This window comes from bacterium SCSIO 12844 (assembly GCA_024397935.1).
Taxonomy (GTDB): Bacteria; Pseudomonadota; Gammaproteobacteria; order Francisellales; family Francisellaceae; genus M0027.
On record CP073743.1, the window covers coordinates 149092 to 175069 of the forward strand.

20 protein-coding genes are annotated in these 25978 nt (G+C 33.1%); 12 read left to right on the forward strand and 8 right to left on the reverse strand.

What is annotated here, in order from left to right:
- Nucleotides 1-19 precede the first annotated feature (19 nt).
- Nucleotides 20-1219 carry a multidrug effflux MFS transporter gene (locus tag KFE69_00685; GenBank protein UTW42695.1) on the forward strand — a complete coding sequence of 400 codons (1200 nt, stop codon included), beginning with the start codon at nt 20-22 and terminating at the stop codon, nt 1217-1219.
- Here KFE69_00685 and KFE69_00690 read toward each other — a convergent pair.
- The 7 genes from KFE69_00690 to KFE69_00720 form a co-directional block, all read right to left on the reverse strand.
- On the reverse strand, nt 1216-1590 hold the full coding sequence (locus KFE69_00690) for a membrane lipoprotein (protein UTW42696.1): 375 nt from the start codon (nt 1588-1590) through the stop codon (nt 1216-1218). The two genes, KFE69_00685 and KFE69_00690, sit on opposite strands and share 4 nt — an antisense overlap.
- Nucleotides 1591-1820: 230 nt before the next feature.
- Nucleotides 1821-4634, reverse strand: coding sequence for a type VI secretion system ATPase TssH (gene tssH, locus KFE69_00695; GenBank protein ID UTW42697.1), 2814 nt, complete (start codon nt 4632-4634; stop codon nt 1821-1823).
- A gap of 45 nt (nt 4635-4679) precedes the next feature.
- Complete coding sequence (gene tssI, locus KFE69_00700) at nt 4680-7082, reverse strand: type VI secretion system tip protein VgrG (GenBank protein ID UTW42698.1); 2403 nt, start codon at nt 7080-7082, stop codon at nt 4680-4682.
- A gap of 9 nt (nt 7083-7091) precedes the next feature.
- Entirely contained in the window at nt 7092-7481 is a 390-nt protein-coding gene (locus KFE69_00705) for a DUF4150 domain-containing protein (GenBank protein ID UTW42699.1), read from the reverse strand.
- 18 nt (nt 7482-7499) lie between these two features.
- Entirely contained in the window at nt 7500-8087 is a 588-nt protein-coding gene (locus KFE69_00710; protein UTW42700.1) for a DUF3540 domain-containing protein, read from the reverse strand.
- Complete coding sequence (locus KFE69_00715; protein UTW42701.1) at nt 8080-9111, reverse strand: pentapeptide repeat-containing protein; 1032 nt, start codon at nt 9109-9111, stop codon at nt 8080-8082. The genes KFE69_00710 and KFE69_00715 overlap by 8 nt, the downstream gene beginning before the upstream one ends.
- The gene (locus KFE69_00720) at nt 9111-11495 is read right to left on the reverse strand and encodes a pentapeptide repeat-containing protein (GenBank protein ID UTW42702.1); all 2385 of its coding nucleotides are present in this window, start codon (nt 11493-11495) and stop codon (nt 9111-9113) included. Before KFE69_00720 ends, KFE69_00715 begins: the two co-directional genes overlap by 1 nt.
- Before the next feature lie 235 nt (nt 11496-11730).
- Between KFE69_00720 and tssB the strand changes: the two genes are divergently transcribed.
- From tssB to KFE69_00775, 11 genes are read left to right on the forward strand one after another with little or no spacing between them, the layout of a single operon-like run.
- Nucleotides 11731-12231: a type VI secretion system contractile sheath small subunit gene (tssB, locus tag KFE69_00725; protein UTW42703.1), complete on the forward strand. Its 501-nt coding sequence runs from the start codon at nt 11731-11733 to the stop codon at nt 12229-12231.
- Nucleotides 12232-12255: 24 nt separating this feature from the next.
- A complete protein-coding gene (gene tssC, locus KFE69_00730; protein ID UTW42704.1) occupies nt 12256-13737 on the forward strand; it encodes a type VI secretion system contractile sheath large subunit in 1482 nt (493 codons plus the stop codon).
- Nucleotides 13738-13769: 32 nt separating this feature from the next.
- Nucleotides 13770-14255, forward strand: coding sequence for a type VI secretion system tube protein Hcp (locus KFE69_00735; GenBank protein UTW42705.1), 486 nt, complete (start codon nt 13770-13772; stop codon nt 14253-14255).
- Between the two features lie 58 nt (nt 14256-14313).
- Nucleotides 14314-14682: a type VI secretion system baseplate subunit TssE gene (gene tssE, locus KFE69_00740; GenBank protein ID UTW42706.1), complete on the forward strand. Its 369-nt coding sequence runs from the start codon at nt 14314-14316 to the stop codon at nt 14680-14682.
- 46 nt (nt 14683-14728) lie between these two features.
- A complete protein-coding gene (gene tssF / locus KFE69_00745; protein UTW42707.1) occupies nt 14729-16462 on the forward strand; it encodes a type VI secretion system baseplate subunit TssF in 1734 nt (577 codons plus the stop codon).
- The gene (tssG, locus tag KFE69_00750) at nt 16426-17415 is read left to right on the forward strand and encodes a type VI secretion system baseplate subunit TssG (protein ID UTW42708.1); all 990 of its coding nucleotides are present in this window, start codon (nt 16426-16428) and stop codon (nt 17413-17415) included. Before tssF ends, tssG begins: the two co-directional genes overlap by 37 nt.
- A gap of 12 nt (nt 17416-17427) precedes the next feature.
- Nucleotides 17428-17949 carry a type VI secretion lipoprotein TssJ gene (locus KFE69_00755; protein ID UTW42709.1) on the forward strand — a complete coding sequence of 174 codons (522 nt, stop codon included), beginning with the start codon at nt 17428-17430 and terminating at the stop codon, nt 17947-17949.
- A 19-nt stretch (nt 17950-17968) separates the two neighbouring features.
- Nucleotides 17969-19360: a type VI secretion system baseplate subunit TssK gene (gene tssK / locus KFE69_00760; protein UTW42710.1), complete on the forward strand. Its 1392-nt coding sequence runs from the start codon at nt 17969-17971 to the stop codon at nt 19358-19360.
- Nucleotides 19361-19362: 2 nt separating this feature from the next.
- Complete coding sequence (gene icmH / locus KFE69_00765; GenBank protein ID UTW42711.1) at nt 19363-20040, forward strand: type IVB secretion system protein IcmH/DotU; 678 nt, start codon at nt 19363-19365, stop codon at nt 20038-20040.
- Nucleotides 20041-20058: 18 nt separating this feature from the next.
- Nucleotides 20059-23679 (forward strand): hypothetical protein, encoded by a 3621-nt coding sequence (locus KFE69_00770; GenBank protein ID UTW42712.1) that lies wholly within the window; start codon nt 20059-20061, stop codon nt 23677-23679.
- Nucleotides 23670-25223 (forward strand): type VI secretion system domain-containing protein, encoded by a 1554-nt coding sequence (locus KFE69_00775; protein UTW42713.1) that lies wholly within the window; start codon nt 23670-23672, stop codon nt 25221-25223. Before KFE69_00770 ends, KFE69_00775 begins: the two co-directional genes overlap by 10 nt.
- Nucleotides 25224-25249: 26 nt before the next feature.
- On the opposite strand, the gene KFE69_00780 is transcribed toward KFE69_00775, so the two are convergent.
- The gene (locus KFE69_00780; protein ID UTW42714.1) at nt 25250-25957 is read right to left on the reverse strand and encodes a YggS family pyridoxal phosphate-dependent enzyme; all 708 of its coding nucleotides are present in this window, start codon (nt 25955-25957) and stop codon (nt 25250-25252) included.
- Between the last annotated feature and the right edge of the window lie 21 nt (nt 25958-25978).

A 25978-nucleotide genomic window follows, 5' to 3' on the forward strand; every position in this document is an offset into this window, starting at 1 on the left:
ATCTATTTGGGGGGGTAGTATGTCAAAAACACTTTCTGATCGCTTATTGGTTGGTCTAATTGCCTGTGTTATGATTATTGGCCAGCTAGGTATAGATATTTATATACCTGCAATGCCAGAGATGCGTGCCTATTTTTCAACTTCAACGCATATCATACAGCTAACTTTAACTTATTATTTGATTGGCTATGGTGTCGGTCAATTGCTATTTGGTCCGATTTCAGATTATTTTGGGCGTAAGCCAATATTGATCTTAGGTTTATTGATTATTTTGTTATCGACTTTATTAATTTGTATGAATCAAAATGCTTATGTTTTACTCATTTTAAGATTAATACAGGGTATTGGTAGTGCATCTTGTGCAATTATTGCCCGTAGTATTTTACGAGATCGATTAGATGGTAAAGCATTAGTTAAGGCAATGTCTATCGTTATGGCTTTATGGTCATTAACACCTTTAATTGCACCAATTATTGGCAGTTATTTACAAACATTGGTTGATTGGCAAGCAACCTTTGGTTTTATTTTTATATTCAGTTTTATCATATTAATTTTGATCCTTTTAGGGCTGCCAGAGACAAATCAGTCTATTAGAGCATATCCATTAGCACCTTATCATATAGCAAAAAATTACTATCAAATACTAAAAAATAAGATGTTTTTAGGCTGTTGTATCACTTCGGTATTTGTTTTTGCAATCATCACTGCATATAACACAGTAACACCTTTTCTATATCAACAAATACTAAACTTAACACCAACAACTTATGCATGGATTTTATCTATTAGCTCATTAATGATCATTTTAGGTGCCTATTTCAACCATCGATTAATTAATTTTTATAGCTCAGTATCAATTACTTACACTGCTTTAGTGATACTTTTATTATCAGCATTGATCTTATTAATTTTAGGCTTATGCCATTTAGTAAATCTATATGTAATTGTTATTCCATTTGCCATATCCACACTGTGTATTGGTATCGTCCTTCCAAATACCAATACAGGTTTATTATTACCATTTACTAAACAATTAAGCGGCAGTGCCGGTGCATTAAAAGGAGCATTACAAATGTTAATTAGTGCAGCTATTGCGACATTGATTGCATTAACTAGTGAACAAAGCCAAATACCATTAGCAATGATTATGTTAAGCTTAGCATTAATTAGTTTAATTTTTTTCAGATGGTTTGTTTATAGTCAAAAGATAAATGATTAATCATCAATACATAAATGATACCAGTAACCTGCAGTTAAGCACCAGATGGCATTAAAGATGATATTACCTAAAAAGATTGAGGCAGGTGCATAATAGGCAAAAAGACCGACACCATGAAAAGGCATTAAAATAATAAAGTTAAATAATATTGCGAGCGTTGCAATGATTGACGTTTTTAAAAACCATTTTTTTTTATCAAATTTTGGCACAACTAATAACAAAGACCATAAACAACTCCAAAGCATTAAGCGATAAAGTGTTAATTGAAAATCATCGGAGCTATCAAATCCGTAAATCATCGATACAACAAAGTTTAAAAAAACTGCTCCAATAGCACCAGCAGTTAGCGCACAAGAAATTTTTTTGAACATTTATTTATACCTATCGTTATTGTTTCTTTATTTAACTAATAATATTTTATGTCTTGTATAAACAAAATTACCTCATATTTTGCTTAATTTTGTCAAATTCAATTTGTAACATTTGATTAGGTGATATTGCTATGTTTTTATGTAAATTTTAATTATAAATAAATAAGTTGGATAAATTTTAATTTGATAATGATTGAAACAAAATAAACAACAGAAAATGCGCTAGACTATTAATGTGGGCGCTGTGATTGTTGTAGCTTGTCACTTACAGGTTCACTTTGAGGTATTGTCGTTGATACCTCCTGATTCACCTTAAATGTAAATTGACCATTTTGATCAATATCTAATGTAATGGATTCAAGTACCTGTTCATCACACATTGACTCTAAAATGACATCAGATAATTTAGGCATTACATTACTTTTTAAAATATGATCAACATTTCTTGCACCAGTTTCATGCTCAGTACAACGCTGTGCAATTTGTTGAAGTACTTTATCGCTATAGTTAAAATTAATTGCATTTTGCTGAAAGAGTCTATCTTTTAGTTTTGATAATTTCAATGCAACAATTTCAGCTAAAGCATCTTCAGATAAGATTGCATAAGGGATAATGGTAGTTCTTGCAAGTAAAGCAGGCTTAAACCATTGACTGAGTATTGGTCTAATCTGATTAATAATCTCATCTTGAGAAATATTAGGATCTTTCTGTGTTAATTCAGTAATTTCATTAGTTGCTAAATTACTGGTTAAAATCATCACCGTATTACTAAAGTCAATTTCTCTGCCTTCACCATCAGTCAAACTGCCTTTATCAAAAACTTGATAAAATAAATTTAAAACATCCAGTGATGCTTTTTCAACTTCATCAAGTAAGACGACCGTATAAGGGCGTTTACGTACTGCTTCGGTTAGCATACCACCTTCACCAAAACCCACATAACCTGGAGGAGAACCAATTAAACGACTGATGGTGTGTTTTTCCTGAAATTCACTCATATTAATTGAAATAATGCTTTCTTCACCACCGAATATGGTATCAGCAATGGTTAGCGCGGTTTCTGTTTTACCCACACCACTTGGCCCAACCAGTAGAAAAATTCCCATTGGTTGTTCAGGTTGGCTTAAGCCAGCTTTAGCTAATTTTAGATAAGTTGAGATACGTTTGATGCCTTCATCTTGACCTTTAATGCGCTTGATGAGATTATCTTCTAACATTAAAAGACTAGATGCTTGATCACGCAGTACTTTACCTAAAGGAATACCAGTCCAGTTTGAAACCACTTTGGCAACACAGTCAGGATCTACTTCATAGGATATAAGAAAATCCTCTTGTTGTATTGTTTTAAGCTGAGTTTTTAACTCATCTCGTTTATGCTTAAGCTCTGTTTGAGTTAAATTTGCATATTCAGTTATATAATCAGGTGACTGTATGTCTGAATCCGTAGTTGATGATTGGCTATTTTTATCTTCGAGAGGCTCATTTTCAGATGCATTGCTTTGGTGGCTATTAATAGGTGAAGCATCTGGATTTAACAAGCGTGACTGAATAAATAATAATTGATCAATTAAGTCTTTTTCCTGTTGCCAGCGATTAGCTAAATGAGTTTTAGATGTTTCTAGTTGTATCTTCTTTTGGACAATCTCTTCTTGGCGTTCTTTATCAATATCATTACCACAAAGTTCATCTGCATATAATGCTTTTTCTTCTCTTTGTAGTGCAGCTATTGTTCTTTCTATATGATTAATTTCATGTGGCTTTGATGACAAATTTACCTTTACTTTAGCAGCACAAGTATCAAGTAAGTCAACCGATTTATCGGGTTGGTAGCGTCCAGTAATATATCGAGATGATAATTCAACAATTGCTTTAATCGCATCGTCTCTAATCGTTACTTGATGTGATTTAGCATAGTGTTCTTTTAAACCACGCAAAATTAAAGTGGTAGTTTCAAGGTTCGGCTCAGCAAGGCTCACAAGTTGGAATCTTCGTGTCATTGCAGCGTCTTTTTCAAAGTATTGTTTATATTCTTTCCAAGTAGTTGCAGCAACAGTTCTTAATTCACCACGTGATAATGCAGGTTTTAAAATATTAGCTGCATCATTGCCACCTTGATTAGCACCACCAATTAAGCGATGTGCTTCATCAATAAAAAGAATAATCGGTATTTCAGATGCTTTTACTTCATCAATAACTTGCGTTAGGCGTTTTTCAAACTCTCCCTTAACACTGGCACCAGCTTCTAATAAAGCCATATCCAGAGATAAAATTTTAACGTTTTGTAATATTTCTGGCACATCACCACGCATAATGCGTAAGGCTAGCCCTTCAACAACAGCAGTTTTACCAACACCTGGCTCACCAACTAAGATTGGGTTATTTTTACGTCTCCGGCAAAAGATATCAAGCATTTGTTCAATTTCATCTTCGCGACCAAATACTGGATCGATTTTACCTGTTTTGGCTTTTTCAGTTAAATCTTCACAAAAGTTAGCTAAGGCTGAATCCTTATGTTGTATTTTATTACTAGCAGCTGAGGTTGATGATTTTTCACCAATAACTGTTGCAGTCTCTGGAGAGCTACCACAGAGATCATAATAATTTTTTAACAGTTCATTTCTTGATGTATTGGCAAAAATATCAGTCAAATTTAAACTCGATAATAAGGGGCGATTATTGAGTAAAGCTAAGATTAGAAATCCACTGCGAATTTCTGCTAATTGATAATTAATTGAAGCGATTACCCAGGCGCTTTCAACTAATTCAAGTAAACTTAATGAAAAGCTTGGTTTAGCGGAATTACCGCTTTCCATGGCATCAAGGTTTTTGATTAGTATTTGTTTAAAATCTTCTGTGTTGATATTTAAAGCATTTAAAATATGATAAATATCACAGCTTTTATCTTCCATGAGTTTAAATAACCAATGCTCAATCGTAATCTCATAGTGAGATTGGTTCATACATAAACCAACAGCGGCTTCTAAATTACTCGTTGAAACAGTATTTAATTTTTGAATTAAAGGTTTTAGTTCGACATTTAACATAGACTTATCCTTAAGATTAGAGTTAAAAATGAATTAAATATTTATTTATGGCGAAATATCTACCATTGGTGCACCACCTGTTATTGAGCCATCAGTTACTTCAACAAAACTTGCGCCACAAGTTAATGTAATACCGGCAGGTGTTACTTCTATGGTTGTTTCACCTGCTGAAATAGTGATGCCAGCAGGTGTGATTTCAAGGCTTGATTCATCACAAGTTAAAGTAATACCTGCATTGGCTTCAGCTTCAATATTTGTTGGTGACTGTGAAATAATGCTATCACCTGAGGTTAAAAGTGTACCATTTTCAGAAGTTACTGTAGTGGTATCGGCTGTGACTTTAAAGAATGTTGATGTGTTCTCTATTGCCGCAATGGGGGCAGTATTAACAATATTACCTGTTGTTGCAGTATTGGTAATACTACCTGCGCCTGAAGTAATTGCAATTTCTTCACCAACGGTTAACGTCCAATTACCAACGACAACCGTTGTTACATCATTGCCGGCAAAATCAAATTTTTTACTTAATTTACCAACAGTATAGTCAATTACTAAGGGGTTATAATTCCAAGAAGCTTTAATAATACCTAAAGTAATTGCTTGAGATGCGCCTAGTGTTGTGCTGAAATCATTTGCTAGTTTAAAACTTTCCGTTGCACCCATTGTCAAACTAAATTGATTACCCCAAGTTTGAGCCCATGAATTGCCTTTAGTAACAGTAGCACTATCGCCTTTCATATATTTATAGTAGCTAGAGAATTGCTGATAAGCAGTTGATTGTTTTGTATATGACCAGGTTGAGCAATCACTTGGACTAGGTTTAGGGAATATAGCTGGCCAGTCGGATGTCCAGGGTTCTTGTGTTGTTTGGCTACTGGATGATGAACTAGTCGCAGCTAGGGCTGTACCAACACTACCTAAGATAAGCTCTGTATTACCTACGGGACTATAAAAGTGCGTATATTCTTGACCCTTTTGGTCACCCATTACCATCATATTACCGCCAGCGCTTTTGGTGACACTGGTTTTTTGATTGGTTGAAGTGACAACATTTTTATTACTTGAATTATGAACGACACCAATAATAATCGGGCGATCAGGATTACCAAATTCAAATGCAAGACAGATTTCGGTATTTTTATGTAATGGAAAATGATTACCATATTGATTGCCTAAGTAAGATTCCATTTTTCTTACCCAGTCAGATGCCTGTCCACTAGGTTTATCACTATGTAATAGTCGAATTTTATAACGTCCTTGGTTATCAAGCTGTGCGTATTCACCACTGGTTTCAGCATCTAATATTGCAGGAATAATGCCATCGATACGCTTTAAAGGTGTATCAGAAGGTGCTCTAAATTGAACTTTACCAGGAATGGCTTTAAATTCTGTTATAAAAACCACAGTGTCAATAGCTTGATCATTCATTAAATGATTACCTAAATGAGCAAGTACAAGGTCACGTTGTGAGCCTTGTTGAGTCATATCAAAGACTAAGTATTCTTGATTATTGGCTTTACGAAAATGATTTTTCAGCGTGAATCGATAACCGGGTGTAATATTAGTGACCATTGTTTTGCCATAAAAAATTTGCTCTTGGCATGCAATGGCTTGGGCTCTAATCTCAGCAATACGTTTAGCATCTGATTCGCTTAAGACATTTTCATCATAAATTTCAATACTGCCAATACCATGGGATGATACCTCATGTGAGGTTGTAATGGTTTTTGTATCATCATTATAGTTATAACCTTTTAATATTAATGTTTTAGCAACTTTAGTAATATGTGATGAGAATGCTTCAATGGTGTTAGATGATTGTGAAGTAATGGTAATGTTTTCTTGATTATAGATTAATTCAGAGAAGTGGGGGTGATCTTTATGTGTTGAGTAGCGATCAGTTAGAACAAGCGTTTCATAATCACTACCTTGCTCAAAGTAATAATAAATACCTTCATGCTCCATCCAGCGACTAACAAAATTAAAGTCACTTTCTTGAAATTGACAAACAAATTCACGGGGTTGATAGCTTTGGGATAGGTCAAGTCGATAATGCTGAATATTGGCAATTTTAAAATGTGCTTCAATAATATCGGGTATGGATTGATTTAAATAAACTTCAGTTTTTTCTTGATGCTTCATTTGTGTAATATGTGGTTCAAGGATGATTTGATAAATATAATGATCACCTACTTTACCCATTTGCGTAAATGTTGTGATTACACCATTGATATATTGTAATGCATCTGTGCTTTGTACATTAATAGTTAAGGTTGCATTTTTATCAACAAAAGACCAATAATCCAAATTACAATCACTAGAGATCAAATTGATTTGGCATTGATAGAGTTTGGATAATCCAGCATCATAGGTAAAATCAAGGACTGTGAGTGATTCATTATAACCGGAAACCTTACATTCAAATTTACTTAAAAATCCTGCAATCATAATTTATCCTTATATGGCTGAAACAATCATTTGTGCAACTAGCATAACATCCCCAGGTGCATTTTCTGAATTTTGCATGGTTGTAGAACCTCCCATAATCACAGCAGGTGCACCATCTAATAATACATTTTCAGCGCCAGTTAAGCACTGTCCTTCACCCATAATTTCTGATGAAATAATACCGCCTTCAATACCTGCCTCATCGCCTTGGGTGAGATCACCCATACATTCTAGGTTCATAGCAGGTGTGCCATCAATAAGAATCGTTGGTAATGGTTCACTTAAGGTTAGATCCCAGATATTCGGATAAGGAATTGGCACTACAGCCGGACCAACTTGGGTTTTACAGACATCATCACCCGGCGCCATAGCTTCTCCATCAATTACACCAACTAACATTTTTTTCTCCTTTTTAGGTTAGCCTAATGACACACTTTGTGCATCAATGGTTGTATCAAGTTCAGAGAGTAAGTGTATTGTCTCGGCATCGATACGCATTTGTTGTTCTACAATCATGCGTAATGATTGTGTAATAGACTGTTCAAACTCATGAACTTCTTTTAGTAGTTGATTGGTTTTGACTTGATTGTATTGACTGTATTGATAAATATGTTCTGCTAAAGTTTTTAAAATGGATGTTGTTATGGCAACTTTCTGTGAAACTAACTCAATATTAAGTGCACTTTGTTCGATTGATTTGGCTTTGATTTGAAGCTTACCTTGTGAACTAATTGTTGTATCACTGGGTAAATTGATTGTTACGGTGTTAGGGATTGCACTTTCTAGGATATTAAGAATATAAATAGCTGAATCTGTGAATGTTACATTCACATAGTCACCAATTTGTGGCGCTATAAGACAACTATGAGCAACTTTTGCATAGTAACAATAATCATCTATTTTAATTTGATAACGTTCGTTTTCTATATCAACGACTTCTGCTTGAATCATTTGATTTTGCTGATGTGGCTGGTATAGGTGAATGGATGAGGTCGTATTATTCATAATGCCAGTTCTCCGCATTTAATTTAGCTTGATTGGTATAACGGGTATGCTTTAATTGAGCGCCATCAAAAATGGCCTCACCTGTACTACCATGAAGGTTTGAAAAAGATAAATCACATAAACTAAAATTTGTATGATCTATGATGGCATAACTTAAGTTACTATACGATAAATTACTGTTTTGTAATTGTGCGTTACTAAAGTTACTATGTTTAAAGTTACTATAGTTAAGTGTTGTTTTATTTAGCTTAGCTTTGTTTAAATTCGTTTGTAAAAATTGTGATTTTGGTGCAATGAGTTGATCTAAATTAGCGCTTGTTAAATCAGCTTTAAGAAAATTTAGCTTTTCTGATTGAAGATTTGAAAAATTTGCGCGGGTTAAATTTGCATTGATAAATAAAGCACCGTAGAGTCGATTGACTACACTAAAATCACCATTTGCTAGATTTGCTTGTGTAAAATTTGTTTGGATTAAATCTGCACTCTGCCAGCTACAATTAATAAACTCTGAATGACTAAAGTTTGTTTTCTTTAATTGAGAACCTTCAAACTTACTTTCATTAAAAGTACTTGAGCGAAATCGAGCATGATCAAAATTGCAATCTGTCATCTGAGTAGTTGTAATACTAAGTTTTGTTGCATTAGTATGAGCAAATGAGCAATGAGTTAAGCTTATATGCTTAAAACTAGAATCAGTCATTGAAGCATAGCCAAAATCACAGTTATTAAATTGGCAGTTAATAAACTGACAGTTTGTGAAACTTACCCGCTTGAATAAACATTGATTAAACTCAACATTCTCAAATTGACAGTTTTTAAATGAAGTAAAATCTAATTGTGCTTTTTCTAGTACACAATTTGCAAAGATTGATTCTAAAAATAAAGCATGTTCTGCTTGTAGATTACTATAAGATTTATCTTTGAATAAGCATTCACTAATCAATTTTTTATTTAATATCGGTATATCATCTTGTTGAAAAAAATTAACTTGGCTAATTTTTTTTGATTGTGGTGATGCTTGCATTATTGCACCTCCTGAGTTTGAACGCTTTTAACTAGATCAAAACTATCTTTCGTTAAATTGTTTTCAAAGAGTGTGTCGTTAATTTTAGCTTGATAAAGACTAATGCCATAGAGATTAGATTGACTATAGGTTGATTGATTTAAATTAACAAAACGAAATTTTGCATTGAGTAGGTTGGTTTTTTCAAAAAAACACGCTGTTAAACTTGAGCCATTAAAGTTACTATTTTTAGCGACTACTTTATTAAATTTTTGCATCTTGATTGTGCATTGATAAATCATTGCTCTATTGAGAATCGATTGGTTAAATTGATTATTATAAAGGTGTGATTTCATCATGCGTGCTTTGGTTAAGTTAGCGTGATTAAATAGACACTGGTCAATGTTTGACTCATTTTGAATACGTATGCCAGTTAAATTGCTGTTAGAAAAATTAACTTCTTTAAGTTGGCATTGATTTAATAATAACTCACAGGCTGTAGCTGATTCAAATGATGCAAAACTTAATTGTGAGCGTATAAGCTTAGTCGATATAAGTTTACTTTCTTGCGCATAGCAATGCTCAATAGTCGAATGATTAATTTTAAAGTCATTAGCATTGAGTTGATCAAAATAACAGGATTTAGCATGAATGTTGTTAAAATCCACTTTCGTTAATTGTGATTGACTAAAGTAAATATCAGCCATATTACAGTGATTAAATTCTACCTTTTCTAAAGCGCTATGATTAAAATGTACTTTTTTGAATTGACAGTTACGCCACTGACTACTAATAGATGTACTTTTAGATAAATCTGTTTGCTCAAATAGGCTATGATTGATAATTGCTTGGTCGAATTGGCTCTCTGATAATAAAGTATTTTTAAAGTTGCTTGAATCAATTTGAAGGTTTTTAAAAATGCTAGTGTTAAGATTCGCATCTTCAAAGTTAGTATTTTTAATGATTGTACGCTTAAAAAGTGCATTGGTTAAGTTAGCACCTTTAAAAATACTATTGGTTAGATCACAATCAGTGAAATCATAATTTGAGAAATTTTCATTTGAAAAATCACCATTTTGAAAATGAATTTTAGTAATTTTTTTAGCTTGTGGCTTAACTTTATTGGCTTTTTCTTCTTCGGCTGTTTTAATTTGCTGTGTGACATCTTTAAGTAAAGATTCAGGGCTAGGCAGTTTATCAATCTCGCTTTTAGGCAATAGTGTTTTTGCTTGATTAAAACTATTGGTTAATGATGTACTTAAACTTAAAAGCATACTATCTAATGTAATATCAGAAGGATTCAAAGTTAGATCTTTCTTACCAGGCAATTGTTCAGTTATTTGATTTTGGACTACCTGTAACTTACTATCAACGTAGGTTTTAATTTTATTAATCATCACTTTGGGATTGGATTCATTTAAAGCACTATCAAGCTCACTGGGTAGTTGTTGTGTTTGAGCTTGCTGAATTTGACTTGCATATTGAGATTTTAATGTTGCAACTTTTTGGTCAATATCTGCTTTGATATTTTTGATTTCAGGGTCTAATTCGATTGGTTTTGGCTGTGGCTTATCTATGCTTATTTCAGAAGGGATTTGTAGTTTTTTTATCTGCATAGGTTTTGGTTTAAAATTGGGCTTTTTCAGTGCTTTTTGCTTTAAAAATTCGTTTTTGTGTTCTTCTAGTGAGATAGTTTCATCTAAGGTTGGATCAGTAATATAAAAATAATCAATATCACTGGCTAGTTGATCTTTTACCTCAATTGTACCATGGGCAACGACAATGCCCGTTTGATATTCTGGAAGTAGCCATATTAGATCAGGTTGTAATTGCACTTGATCTAATTGATCTTTTTTTTCGACAAACAGTTCAATGCGTTTAAAAGGCAGTGAGTAGGTAGTATTTTCATCTTTACTAGTCGATTGATCAATTATTTTAAAGGCTTCATTCCAGCGAAAGGGTATTTTACTCCACTGATCTTTAGGTGCAATTTGAAAGGTATCTTGTTGATGGTCTTTAGGTAAAGAAGGCCAGTTATTTTTAAGCCATTCATCATTGAATGTGCCTTTCGTTTTACGATAGTGTTTATCAGTTAATGGTAGTGCTAAAAATGTCTTTTTAGCATCTCTTTTATTGATATCGCCAATCTGTAAGCTTATATTTTCAGTTTGGTTATTTTCACAATAGATTAAACATTCACTATATTTTCTTTCAATACCATGGTCAAATAAAGCGCTAGCTTGAATTTTCTTTATCAGTGTTAAAAGCGCTTTTTTATCCAGCCATTGATCAGTTTGCTTGTCGTAGTTAAATCCAGCATAAATTGTGGTATGTAGTCTAAAAATGGGCTTATCCCAGGTAACTTTTCGCATAAAGTATAAATTTGGCGGCTTGATTTTTTTCATTTCAGCATCCTTAAGCCTTGTACTAATCACATATTCTAACAACATGATCTTTCAATAAATTAAATCAAAAATAAGTATTGTTAGATAGCATTAAATCCATTATAAATTTAATTACGGGGCCTGTCATGTTAGTTATTATGATTAATGGTGACTGTCTATGCTATCACCGTGGATTTATCAATAAGGCTATGCTATACAGGATACGTTAGCTGTAAATTTTAACATAGGAGATAACATGGGAAAGGAAAGTTCAGTTGCACCAAAAGAGCGTGTCAATATTGTTTATAGTCCAGCAACAGATGGCGTAGAAGAAGATGTTGAACTTGCAATGAAGTCACTTGTTATTGGAGAGTTTACACCAGAGGTTGATCCAACACCACTTGTTGATCGAAAAGCCATTAATGTGGATAAAGATAACTTTAACGATGTCTTAAAGGGACAAAAATTAAATTTGTCAATCAATGTAAAAAACTGTCTTGAAGAAGATGCGAAAGAAGATGATGAGCTTGGTGTTAAGCTTAAATTTGAGTCCATTAGTGATTTTTCTCCTGATGGCATTGTCGATCAGGTACCAGAATTAAGACAATTAATTGAATTAAGAGATGCATTAAAAGCTGTTAGAAGTCCATTAGGTAATGTACCAGAATTTAGAAAACGCTTAGCCAGTATTATTGGGAACCCGGAAACTAGAACTCAATTATTGGATGAATTGAATTTAGAAGGTAATAAAGAGTAATTATTTAAGTTAAGGATCAAGGTAATGGCAAAAGAAGAAGCAACATCAAAACCTCAAGCAACTGAAGAGAAGAGTAAAGGTATTTTAGAAGACTTATTGGATATTTCAAATTTATCCTCAGGTGAAGACTCAGTTAGTTTGGCTAAAAAAGGCCTTAATGCATTTGTTAATGAACTTTGTGAGCCATCACGCCAAGGAGAGAAAATTTCTGGCACACTCATTAATGATATGTTAGCAAAGCTAGATAAAAAAATCTCAAAACAAATGGATCAGATTCTACATAATAAAGATTTTCAAAAACTTGAGTCATCTTGGCGCTCATTAAAATATTTAGTTGATAATACAGATTTTAGAGAAAACACTAAAATTAATATCTTAAATGTTAGTAAAGATGAGTTGATTGATGATTTTGAAGATGCGCCAGAGATTACTAAAAGTGCATTATATAAGTTAGTTTATACTGCAGAATATGGTCAATTTGGTGGTCAACCGTTTGGTTCAATTATTGGTAACTATAATTTTAATCCAGATGCAAGAGATGTTGGCTTATTACAGAATATTGCAAGTGTCAGTACCATGGCACATGCGCCATTTATTTCAGCAGCGGGACCTAAATTTTTTGGTGTAGAGTCATATGGCAAACTACCAAACTTAAATGATTTAAGCTCCATTTTTGAAATGCCACAATATGCTAAATGGAACGGTTTTAGAGAATCAGAAGATGCACGTTACGTTGGTTTAACTTGCCCAAGATTTTTATTACGCCTACCTTATAGCGAAACCACAACTAAAGCGAAAAAATTTGACTATAGCGAAGATGTTTCAGGTGGTCATGAAGAATTCTTATGGGGAAATGCCGCATTTGCATTAGCAGCTCGAGTTAATGATAGCTTTGCAAAATATCGCTGGGCTGCAAATATTACAGGCCCTAAAGGTGGTGGTGCAGTAGAAGATTTACCAATCTATAACTTTGAAGCATTAGGTGAAACGCAGACGAAAATTCCAACTGAAGTATTAATTTCAGAGCGTCGTGAATATGAGTTAGCAGAGCAAGGTTTTATTGGTTTGAGTATGCGTAAAGGTAGTAATAATGCGGCCTTTTTCTCAGCAAATTCTTGTCAAAAACCTAAAATTTTTCCAAATACACCAGAAGGTAAAGCTGCAGAGACAAATTATAAATTAGGTACGCAATTGCCTTATTTATTTATTGTTTCAAGACTATCTCATTATATTAAGGTATTACAAAGAGAGAATATTGGTAGTTGGAAAGAGCGTGATGAACTAGAAAGAGAGCTAAATAAATGGGTCAGCCAATACGTAGTGAATATGGAAAACCCATCGGCTGAAGTGAAAAGTCGTTGTCCATTACGTGAGGCATCTATTAGTGTCTCTGATGTCGCTGGTGAACCTGGATGGTATAAAGTACAGTTAAATATTCGTCCACATTTTAAATACATGGGTGCAAGTTTTACTTTGTCATTAGTTGGCAAATTAGAAAAGCAATAAATTTTATTTAATTAAAACAAAGGAGAATTATCATGGCAAATCCAATCTTTTTAGATATCGCAACTCAAAAAGGTGGTGCAATTCAAGATCCAGGTCAAACAAAGAAAAACTATGATAAGCAATTGCTTGTTCAAGAATTTGATCAAAATATTGCAATGTCAATTAGTCATCATAAAGCACATGCAGGTTCAGTTGCGCGTCCTGACCCAATTAAATTTACTTTATCGATGGGTTGTTATGAGACTGAGTTAAAGCAAGCTTGTGCTACAGGCGATCGAGTCACTACAGCGACTTTTTCATTCCCAGTTACAGATAAAAGTGGTGAAGAGAAAAATTCATATACGATTAAGGCAACTGGAGGTATTATCACAAGTGTTAGACGTATCTCTCCGCCATTATGGCAGCAAGAAAATGATACAGTACCTACTATGGTTGAAGTTGAAATTGCCTATGAAAAACTTGAAGAGCAAGATTTAATTCATAATAAACAAATGACTTATAGTTGGGATGAGCGTTAATTAATAACACAATAAAAATCACTAACAAATAATGCATAAGTTAAGACTATTAGAGAGAATGAAAGCTTGGGAAACAGGCCAGATTTCTCGATTTAATGAATCAAAAGAGACGGACATTCTTCAGTCTGTTTTGAGTCATCTTGAGCGTATGCTAAATACAAAAAAAGGGGGGGTGAAATTGTTTAATGATTATGGGGTGCCTGAATTTCATGATTTATCAGAAGGCGTGATTGAAGATGAGATTAAAAAAGTCATTAGTACCTATGAGCCAAGACTTGAAGTTGATAGTGTAACTCGTAAAGCACCAAAAGATACTGAGCCATCCAACATTGAGGTATCTATTGCTGGTAAAATTAAAGGCCGAGATAATTTATTACGATTTACAACGGTTTTAACTGCCAATGGGCGAGTAACGATTCAGCTATAGAGAAAGCTTTTAATGTACTAACTGAAAATAATAAGGACTTAATTTAGTGGCAAAGTTCCAAGACTTATATCAACGTGAATTGCATAATATTCGTCAGTTATCAAAGGAGTTTTCACAAGCACATCCAAATGTTGCGCCTATGTTGCGTGATAAATCTTCAGATCCAGATGTAGAGAGATTATTAGAAGGGTTTGCCTATATTTCGGCACAAATTCAAGAGATTATTGATGATCAAATCCCACAGTTTAGTGGTGCATTGATCAATAAATTTTTTCCACATTATTTACGACCATTACCATCAGCAACAGTCATGCATTTTCAACCAAAAGCTGAACTATCAGAAGTGTTTACGGTAAAAAAAGGTGCAAGCTTTGGTTCAATTCCTGTTAATGGAACAACGTGTTTGTTTAGGTTATGCTCAGATTTAAGCGTTGATCCTATTACACTTAATAAAGCTTGTGTCGTTAATAATTCAGGGGAACAACAGTATATTGAATTATCATTTTCTTTAGCTGGTATTGATTTAAGTTCATGGCAAAGTGATCAGCTGAAATTTCATTTAGGTGGTAGCTATCAAGATGCTTGCCAGTTGTATTATATCATCATGCGATATGTTGAGCGTATTGAATTAAGATCAAATGAGCAGCAGTTTCTTTTATCTAAGGATGCATTAATAGCCGAAGGGTTTTCAGATGAAGAAGCTATTTTACCTTATCCAGGACATGCCAATACAGCATTTCGTATTTTACAAGAATATTTTTTAATGCCTGAAAAATATCTATATATTAGCATTAATCATTTATCTAGTTGGAAAGATAGAGGACAAAGTAATCAGTTTAGTATTCGCCTTTATTTATCAAACGATGCAAAGTTATTACCAGAGATTACGCAACAATCATTTTTATTACATAGCGCACCTGCGATTAATTTATTTGAATATGATGCTAAGCCAATTGCTCTAAATCATATGCAATACCAATACCCAGTTCAGCCAGATGCCAAGGAGAGAAACCATTACCCAATCTATACCATTAAACAGGTGCAAGGTTATCAACAAGGTCGGGTACATGCAAAAAATTACGTTAATATTGACTATTTAAAAGATCAGCATTTAGATCGAGCTGCTTATGAAGTTATTAATAAATCATCTTCCAGTGGTGAAGGCTTAGATTATTATATTGCTATTTTATATAATCATGACAAGCAAGTTGAAACAGAAGAAACATTATCGGTATTACTAGAGTGTTCTAATGGCGCATTACCAGAATATTTATCCAAAGGTGAGATTAATCAGCCAACCAGTAATTCGCCTAGTTTATTAGCATTTGAGAATCTTTATGTGCCAACAACTTATAAAGTTCCACCCGATGATGATCAATGGATGTGGCGCTTACAATCGATGCTTGCATTAAATTATTTATCCATTGCTAATTGTGAGAATTTACGTTCATTGTTAAAATTTTATTTATTCTTAAATAAAGGACGACATGTTTCACGAACGATATTTGAACGCCAAATTGATAGTATTGAAGAAGTCGAGGCTTCAACGATTAATCGTATGGTATCAGGCATTCTAATGCGTGGCGAAAATATCAAAATCAAATTGAAATTAAGTGATTTTTCATCAGAAGGAGAAGCATTTTTATTCATGAGTGTATTGGATCATTTTTTTGCAACTTATGTTGCGATTAATTCATTTACATTACTTGAACTAATAGATGCAGCAACAGGAGAGTGTATTACATGGCCGATGAGAGTAGGCGAGAAGCTCTTAAGTTAATTGAGCCTTTTATTTTAAATGGTCATCGTTATGGGTTTTATCAAGCCATTCGTTGGCTTAAAAATATCTCAAAACAACTTCAAGCGTTGGGGCATCAACCATTACGTTTAAAGATTTTACCTCAGTTAAGTCTTGACTTTATTGGTAATGATATTCGTCAAGCCATTTACCACCCAGATACCCATACGATTGAAATCATCGTCACATTTCTAGCCTTATATGGAACTGCATCACCATTACCAACATTTTATACAGAAGATCTGATGTTTGAAGTTTCAGAGGATATAACCGTTGGTAAAGATTTTTTAGATATTTTTCATCAGATATTATATCAAAAACTTTATGATGTCTGGTTGAAATATAAATTAAATCAATGTGCGTTTGAGCATAAAAATATCTCATATATCAATAAATTATACCATATGATTGGTTTGGGGGATCAAACACTTAGACAAATGGTGCCTAATGCTAAAAGTTTAATTAAATATGTCGGGCTTTTAAATCAGCAACCAAGATCAGCTAAAGCATTAGAAACGCTATTAAAAGATTATTTTGAGGTTTCTGTTAAAGTAACCAGTGCCTATCGTACAACTGAGACAATCTCAAAGTTACAACAAGTGCGATTGGGTATGGCCAATCACTGTTTAGGCAAAGAAATTTATTTGGGTCAGAAGTTAAAGGCTGCAAGCTTTAGTATTGCTTTAAATATTGATAATTTAAGTTATGAGAAATTTAATTTATTTAGTTATCAGCAACCTTACGCTAAAGCGTTAGCATTTTTAATTAATTTTTTCTCATTTGCGCCAATGAAGTGTTTTGTCACTATTTCGCTAAAAAGAAATTATGTTAAAAATTTAGTATTAGGTGATCATAACTGGAGTAAGCTTGGACAGAATACATGGCTTGGCTTAAAGAAAAAAATGACCTATCAAACAAGTTATGAAATTGGTTAAATGGAGTTTAAGATGATAAAAAAAATAAAATTAACGCATAGTGTTTATAGTGGATTTTTGGTTATTTTATTGTGCCTATTAACGGCATGTTCTTCTAGTGTTACTCGAAAGACAGCTAACTGGAGTTATGCAAAAGATGCCATTACTATTAGTTTAGAAGCGGATAAAAAACTCAATGTCTATGATGGCTATGCGCATGCTTTAACAATTGGTATTGCACAAGTATCTTCTCCTGATAAGTATGCTCAAATTTTACAAACAAGTAATGGTTTAGTAACGGTAATTGCTAATGAAAAACCAGTACAAGGACAAACAAGCTTTAAGCGTATTTCTATTCAGCCAGGTGAGAAAAGAACACTGGTATTAGATCGCGCTTATGCAACAGAGTATGTTTATTTATTTTTTGGTTATGCTCAAGGCGTACTAGATAAAAACAGCTATTTAATCCCTATTCCCTTAGATGGAACACCACAACCATTAGATGTTAAGGTAGAGTTAGGACCAACTTATATTAGTAATATCAGTCATTCGTAAGTTAAGGAATAGTAAAATTATGGAATTATTTAAAAAAGTTAGTTGGGAGCAAGGGTTATTTCTACAGCCGCAACATTTTCAATTAGTTGAAGCACATTATGACTTACAACAAAGTTATCATACGCAACTAACACATGCTAATTGCTGGGGAAGTGAAAAAATTGTTATTGATAAGGCGGCATTAGAAGACCAACAAATAAATATTCATTCAGGGACATTATTATTTAAAAGTGGTGCACTCATTACGATAGGCCAAAATGCGCTTATCGTACCAAGAGCATTTAATAAAAGTTGGCAAAATCGCTTTCAGCCTTTGGATGTTTATATAGGTATTAAGCGGATGAGTCAACATGGTTTAAATGTAACAACGGTTAAATCATGGGATGAAATCCATCAGGTTCAAAGCCGTTATGCAGCCTTAGAACAGCCTGAGCTTGTAAAAGATTATTATTATGATGGGCCAGATGCCTATGTTAAGCAGCAGATGTATATACTACAGCTTATTTGGGGTGATGAAATTGAAAAGGCATCAGATTTTGAGTTAATACAAGTTGCAAAAGTGGTTCAAAAGGGTGATAAAATTGCTTTAGATACGCAATATATCCCACCTTGCTTGGCATTGAAAAGCTATCACAGGCTAAATAATTTAGTCAAAGATTTAAGAGATGATTTATATGCAAGGGCAAAACAGTTAGATATTTATAAACTACCCACAGCAGAAGAGGATGATCAACGTCTATCAAGGCTATGGTTGAATTTATTAGCCTTACAAGTATTTAATCGCTATATCCCGGCTATTTCACATTTACTTGTAATTGACCCTGTATCTCCAAGTGATTGTTTTATGGTTTTATTACAATTAATTGGTGAATTAAAAGCATTTCATCAAAGTGAGCAAAGTGTTTTAGCGACTGAAGATGAAAGTACTTATTTTATTGAATATCGTCATGATCACTTAACAGAAGTCTTTGATCAAGCAAAAGAATTAATTTTTAAACTATGTGATAACATTACTTTTGTACCACATCAGTTCTTTGCTTTAGATTATATTAATGATCTATATTCTGCTGATTTACCGCATACAATATTTACGCCAAGAACAAGTTATTATTTAAGAGTGCATGCACAAGAGAATATGCAGCAATTAAAAGCAACTGATTTTCATATGCAATTAAAAATTGGTTCGATTATTAGCATAGAGACGATTGTACAACGTGCATTATCAGGCATTCCACTGGAAGTGTTAGATAATGCACCGGCAGGCGTACCTAAAGACTCAGTCTGTGTTTATTTAAGATTAGATCCAACGGTTGAGGCCTGGCGCTCAGTTGTTTCATCTCAATCAATTGCTGTTTTTTGGGCAGAACCAATTGATGGTGTTAATATTGATTTTGTTTCAGTGAGGTCATAAAGATGAGTCTAGTAACTAATTTTAGTGATGTTATTGCTTTTGGTATAGGGTTAAATCAAACGCAATTTAAGGACCAGACACTTGAGGGTGTTCAAACAAAGTTAAGTCACTATTTTGATCAGATAAAAATAATAACATTACTACGTTACTCAGAAGAAGAGTATCAAGAAAGCTTATTTGCAATTTGTGCCTGGTTCGATGAAATTGTTTTATGTTCAAATTGGAAAGAGAAATTGAAATGGCAAAAAGCAATGTTACAACAAAAATATTTCAATACAACAAGAGCTGGTGAAATATTTTTTGAAAAACTTGATACCATTCCGCCTGGAGAAATTGATTTAATTGAAATTTATTTTTATTGTTTAAAACTTGGATTTAAAGGGAAGTACCATCGAGCACAAGATTGTATTGTTTTAACAGAGAAGTGTAAATCAATTTATCAATTGGTTATGGATCAGCATGGAGGTGATTTTGATAAGCCTCTAGTTCATTGTACGTTAACACCTGATGGGTTAATAGAAAACTCAGCAGTTACACAACTACAAGATCATAAACGTAGGCGAAGATTAACACGATTGATTTGGTGGTTAGTACCGATGATTCCATTTGTGGTTGTAACGCTTGTATTTAATGAAGTCATTCAGTCAATGGCTGTTGATTACTTTAAAAACTTTTCGTAAAAGCTAAGGATAGTTACGATGTTTAGAAAAATTTTGAAATTTTGTTTTATCGTTATTGTCTTGTTACTACTAGCATGCTTTAGTATCTTTATCACATTATTTTTTAGAATCAGTCTACTGTATAGCCCAGTTATTTTTATTTTGATTATACTTCTTTATTTTATCAATCGTTTTATGATGAAGAAAATACGGCTTTATTTAAGACGACGCAAATCATCTAGTGACATTCAGTTTGAAGGTAGTGATAAAAAACAATTAGAAGAAAGTTTTAACAATGCATTATTACATACGAAGAAATACAATCGTGAATATAAAGGAAAAATGCCATGGTATATCATGCTTGGCACATCAACTAGTGGTAAATCTAGCCTTATTAGTGGTTCAAATATTTATACGCTTTCAGATAAAATAGGTTCAGCACAAGAAGTTTTACCCACTAAATGTGGCTATTGTTGGGCATTAGATGATATGGTTATTGCTGAGACAAGCGGTGATTTATTTGCAAGTAAGCCTACGGCTATGGCGAAATATGCTTGGCGGTGGTTAAACGATAAAATTAAATCCAATTTTAGATATATAAAATTTAAAGGATTTATTGTTACAATCTCAATTGATCAGCTTAATCAAGATAAAGAGTCATTAGCAGAGTACGCACTTAAGCTAAGAGAGGAAGTTGAAAAATGTTCAAGAAATTATGGTTTTAGTTATCCAATTTATTTAGTGATTACCAAGGCAGATCATCTTCAGGGTTTTGAAAGTTTTGCATTGGGCTTGCCTGAAGAAATACAACGCCAAGGGTTTGGGCAATTATTTTCAGAAAGTACATTTTATGGGGAGCATAAAACACAGATTAATCAATGGGCAGAGCATATTAATGAGCGTATTAGAGGGTTTAATACATTACAGTTACAGGCTAATGGTTCCCTTTTAGCAAGGGTTTTATTATTAGAGAATCAAATTAATCATTTAAAGAAACCATTAAAAGTATTCTTAACGGCATTTTTTAAAATAAAAGCGCAGGTTAGAGAAGATAACCCAGTACTTAGAGGGTTGTTTTTAACCAGTGTTCGTCAAGATGCTAAAGCGTCATCCTATGATGAAAATACGGCCTTAGAAGGGCTTTTACTGCCTAGTCGTAACCGTGCTAGTTCAGCAAGTTTATTTGTTGAGCATTTATTCACATCAACCTTACCAAATGATTTTGATTTATACCAAAGATTTTCTAAAAAAGTCTTAATGAGAAAACAATATTATCGTCGTGCGCTTGGTGCTTGGTGGGTTATTTTAATTGGTAGTACTGCTTATCTTGGGACTGCTTATGCACATGCGATTAAAGCATTTATGGAAATTCAACAAGTTACCAAAATCAGAAATGATCAGTTTGGTAATAACTTGAATTATAATTTGCTATTAGCCTCTGGGATGAATAAGGATATTTATCGCGTAGTTGAAATTAAAAATAGTTGGTTTTTTTCAGCTTGGCCTTATGCTTCTGTTTTTAATAAAATCATTAAGGGTTATAAAAGGTATTATGTTGAAGTATTCAATCAGTATATTATTAATGATTTACAACAGACATTAGCTAATAGCGCTAAATTAGTAACGACAAAACCAAAATATAAAGAGAATTTTGGTTATGTTGTTGAAAATATTGTACAAGGTGTAAACTTAATCCAGGCTAGATTGGATTTAATGCCATACAGTGAAATTAAGTCATTAAATATGGAAGGCTTAATTATTGATAATCACTTTCAACCTAACAACTATGGTATTTTATATAAGAACTATGTCGCTTGGAATAATCATTTTATTTCTTTAAAGAAACAAAGAGGACAATTACTGAATTTATTAGAGAGCTTGGATGTATTTAATAAACCTTATAGCTGGCTTATAAATTGGGTGGACCAAGTTAGTCATATACGACCAATTATTGCAAGTAACTATTGGCCTGAAAATACCTTTAGTACTAAAAATGAACCTGATATTTCTCCAGCTTTTACTCAAAATGGTATGCAGCAAATAAAAGCACTCTTGCATAATATGGCAAATATTTATTTACAGCCAACAGAAGTTGAACAGTATAGTCTTAGATTTTTTGCACAATATGATTTAAATCGTTACAAAGTTTGGGAGCAATTTACCAATGATTTTAGAAGTGATATTGATACTATTCCATCACAGGCGGCATGGTATTCATTAGCGCAGTTAAATGTAACAAATTCGCCCTATGCTTTATATGCTCGAGATTTATCACTAAACTATACTGACAGCATGCTGATTAACCAGCCGGAATGGTTGAAGCTATTTTTAAATTTAAGAAATTATTTTAAAAAATCAGCCTTTAATATGTTGGCATCAGAAACTAAGCCAACGTTTTGGGATAAATTAGTTGCTTATCTAAATCAGTATACCAATGAGTTTGAGTCACGTGTTGAGATGATTAATTATGATGGCAATTTATTAAAAGCAGTTGAAACTTATCAACAGTCATTATTAAAACTTCAGAAATATGTATTAACACTTGATCAAGCATCATCATTTAAAACGGTTAAATCATTATTTTCATCAGGTAGTGATAGCCAAGATACAACTAATAATAACCAAAAATCATCGAGTAAAAATCAGTTTTATACAACCTATAATGCATTTCAACAAGTTAAGTTTTTTGCAACAACTGACTTTGGCTTATTAAATAAGAATCAAGCAACTTGGAATTTATATCGAGGCATGTTTGATTTATTACTTCATGGTACGATGGAAAATGCCATGTGTTATACAGAACAAATGTGGGATAGTCAGGTGCTTAATCAATATGCTGCGACATTAAGTAGCTCACAATTATCTTTGGATGACTTATTTGGTCAAAAGAGTATGATTAGTAAATTTATGTATCAGTATGTTTATCCCTTTGTCAGATATAGCGGGCGTAACAATGGTTATACTGCAAAATCAGTCTTTGGTCATAAGCTTAAATTTTCACCATTTGTTTATGATTATATTCGTAACCAATATGATTACTCTCAATTAGAGATATTAGAAAATCAAATTAAAATGACAATTAAGAAAACGCAAGCACTAATCCCAGTTCAAATGAAACCGACAGATGTTAATAAAGATGCTAAGTTATTACCAGTATCAACTACGTTAACGGTCTTATGTGGTGATAAAGCTCAAGAATTTACCAATTTTGATATGGTGTCGAATTTCTCATTAACGAACAATATTTTTAATTGTACTTCTGCTAAATTAGATATCCACTTTGAAGGTGCTACAAACTTTACGATCACTAAAAAATATACGCAACAAGATGGTTTATTAGAATTAATTAAAGACTTTAGCCAAGATGCGCGTAAAGTCTATAAGTCAGCTGATTTTCCAGATTATTATACTCAGTTACAAGATTATAACATTCATCAAATAATCGTTGCGATTGACTTTAAAGGTTTAGATGCAGTTAAGTCATTATTAAACGAGTATACAAAACGCAAAGATAATTTGGTACAACAAGTATATGGCAAGCTTGCAGACTGGCAATACTTAGATGTTGCTAGTTGCTGGAATGACCACCCATGGACGAATAAAGCAAATAAAAGCTCAGCATCAATAAAGACAGAAAGTGAAAATGAGATATGGACTTAGAAAGCGTAAAACAGTCAGTAACAACAAGTTTAAATGAAGATCAAATTGGTGAGAATTGTAGGGATAATGAACGTTATACTAAAATTAAAACATTATTGTCAAAAAAAAATAATCCAAATGCAGATGAAGCTTCAATTAATTGGGCGGCAGTCTCACAATTATCAAGTGAGATTTTAGCGAAAGAAAGTAAAGATTTGCTTGTTGCTTGTTATTTAGCGATTGGTTTATTAAACACTGATGACATTAAAGGCTTAACAGTTGGTATTGAAGTGATTAATCAAATGCTTGAGATTTATTGGCCTAAACTCTATCCACCATTAAGGCGTATTAATGGCCGATGGTCAGCCTTTGTTTGGTTACAAGAACAGTTAACCGACTATTTGGAAAACCTAAAAACACAAAAAGCACAACAAGAAGTTCAACCACTATTAGATGGTTTCACTAAGTTTGATAAATTACTTGCCTCCATTAGTGATGATGCACCTAACTTTTTACCCTTTATTAAACAATTTGAGCAAATTATTGCACCTGAACAAGAGAAGGTAGAAGTTGTTGAAGCTACCAATGGTATCAATGGTAATGATACAGCTGATGCGGTGACCGAGTCATCATTAAGTATCATTAATACTCAAGCAATTACAAATTTAGAAGATGCAAAAGTACAGTTTAAAAATATGCTTGAAGCAATAGAAGGTGTTGCTGAATATTTCTATAGTCCAAATCAAGAAAATTCTAAGTATATTTATTATCGTTTATCGCGTTTAGCACTCTGGCAAGGTATTGAGCATTTGCCAGAGTATGATGAGCAATATAAAACGAAAGTACCGCCACCAGATAAAGAGCAATTAAAGCAATTACAGTTACTACAGGATGCATCTAACGATCAAGGTGTCATTCGTATTGCTGAAGAATGGGTGAAAGATAATCCGTATTGGTTTGATCTTCATTTTAGTATATATCAATCAATGATCAATTTAGGCAATCTTGAACTTGAAGCATCTGAGATTAAATCAGCTTGTATGATGATGATTAGTCGCTTTCCTAAGTTATTAGATTTAACATTCTCTAATGGTCTTTCAATGATTAGTGAAGATATGAAGCATAGCTTTAGCTTTGCGGTTGACGAAAGTAGTGATACACAAAAAGTTACTGATGGTGCGCAATTAAGTGAAGAAGAAGCTCAATTATTAGAAGCATTAGTTAATCTTAAAAAACAAAATAAAGCAAAGCGATTGGAGAGTTTAGCAAAGCTTATGCCTTATTTATCATCAGATATCAATCAGTCATTAAAAATTCAATTAATCATTACGATGGTTGATCAATTAATGAAGCTTAAAAAAACTACTATGTTAAAAAGTTATGTTAAATTATTAGAAGATAAATATAATTATTTTCATTTAGATCAATGGGATAAAAAACAAGCAGCTCAGGTGCTAATTGCAATCATTGATGCAAAAAAAATGTTAAAAGAAGATATGACAGAGGCATTAATGCAATTAGCGCAAATTGATTTGGATGCGGCGATTAGCATTAAGGAAGATTAGCTAAAAATGTATGATTTATAAGACTTCTAACCCCGCTTACCAAAAATTGCCTGACCAATACGTAGTATTGTGCTGCCTTCACTAACAGCACTTTCAAGATCATAACTTGTACCCATAGATAGTGTATCCATGGTGATATGATGTGTTTTATTTAGTTTATGTAGTAGTTGGTGCATTTGAGCAAAGTTATGTTGTTGTTCATTTATATCATCCGTGAGCTTTGGCATGCACATTAAACCTCTTAATATAAGAGATGATTGTGCTTTAATATACTCAATACAAGCATTGATTTCATCTATTTGACTTAAATAAAAGCCTGCTTTATTGGCTTCATTATTAATATTAATTTCAAAGCAAATATTTAAAGGAGGTAGATGATTAGGGCGTTGTTCACTTAAGCGTTTAAGAATTTTTATACGATCAACGGTGTGTACCCAGCTAAAATATTCTGCAATTAGTTTTGTTTTATTCGATTGAATATGACCAATATAATGCCAGCTGATATTTGGATCTAAGGCTTTGATTTTAGGTATCGCTTCTTGTAGGTAATTTTCACCAAAAGCAGTTAAACCTAGTTTATATGCTTGCTCAATTGTTGCAATGGATTGTGTTTTAGTAACGGCTAAGAGTGTGATATCACTTTTAGAACGTTTGGCATTCTCAGCTGCTTGTTGAATGGTTTGTTTAACCTTATTTAGGCGTGCTAATAGGTTAGTTTGTTGTACATCGTTCATGCTATAGTAGTTTATTTAACG

Bases quoted from the DNA above. Each gene is read 5' to 3' on its own strand.
- KFE69_00685 (UTW42695.1), top strand. From the start codon at position 20: ATGTCAAAAACACTTTCTGATCGCTTATTGGTTGGTCTAATTGCCTGT.
- KFE69_00690 (UTW42696.1), bottom strand. From the start codon at position 1,590: ATGTTCAAAAAAATTTCTTGTGCGCTAACTGCTGGTGCTATTGGAGCA.
- tssH (UTW42697.1), bottom strand. From the start codon at position 4,634: ATGTTAAATGTCGAACTAAAACCTTTAATTCAAAAATTAAATACTGTT.
- tssI (UTW42698.1), bottom strand. From the start codon at position 7,082: ATGATTGCAGGATTTTTAAGTAAATTTGAATGTAAGGTTTCCGGTTAT.
- KFE69_00705 (UTW42699.1), bottom strand. From the start codon at position 7,481: ATGTTAGTTGGTGTAATTGATGGAGAAGCTATGGCGCCGGGTGATGAT.
- KFE69_00710 (UTW42700.1), bottom strand. From the start codon at position 8,087: ATGAATAATACGACCTCATCCATTCACCTATACCAGCCACATCAGCAA.
- KFE69_00715 (UTW42701.1), bottom strand. From the start codon at position 9,111: ATGCAAGCATCACCACAATCAAAAAAAATTAGCCAAGTTAATTTTTTT.
- KFE69_00720 (UTW42702.1), bottom strand. From the start codon at position 11,495: ATGAAAAAAATCAAGCCGCCAAATTTATACTTTATGCGAAAAGTTACC.
- tssB (UTW42703.1), top strand. From the start codon at position 11,731: ATGGGAAAGGAAAGTTCAGTTGCACCAAAAGAGCGTGTCAATATTGTT.
- tssC (UTW42704.1), top strand. From the start codon at position 12,256: ATGGCAAAAGAAGAAGCAACATCAAAACCTCAAGCAACTGAAGAGAAG.
- KFE69_00735 (UTW42705.1), top strand. From the start codon at position 13,770: ATGGCAAATCCAATCTTTTTAGATATCGCAACTCAAAAAGGTGGTGCA.
- tssE (UTW42706.1), top strand. From the start codon at position 14,314: ATGAAAGCTTGGGAAACAGGCCAGATTTCTCGATTTAATGAATCAAAA.
- tssG (UTW42708.1), top strand. From the start codon at position 16,426: ATGGCCGATGAGAGTAGGCGAGAAGCTCTTAAGTTAATTGAGCCTTTT.
- KFE69_00755 (UTW42709.1), top strand. From the start codon at position 17,428: ATGATAAAAAAAATAAAATTAACGCATAGTGTTTATAGTGGATTTTTG.
- tssK (UTW42710.1), top strand. From the start codon at position 17,969: ATGGAATTATTTAAAAAAGTTAGTTGGGAGCAAGGGTTATTTCTACAG.
- icmH (UTW42711.1), top strand. From the start codon at position 19,363: ATGAGTCTAGTAACTAATTTTAGTGATGTTATTGCTTTTGGTATAGGG.
- KFE69_00770 (UTW42712.1), top strand. From the start codon at position 20,059: ATGTTTAGAAAAATTTTGAAATTTTGTTTTATCGTTATTGTCTTGTTA.
- KFE69_00775 (UTW42713.1), top strand. From the start codon at position 23,670: ATGGACTTAGAAAGCGTAAAACAGTCAGTAACAACAAGTTTAAATGAA.
- KFE69_00780 (UTW42714.1), bottom strand. From the start codon at position 25,957: ATGAACGATGTACAACAAACTAACCTATTAGCACGCCTAAATAAGGTT.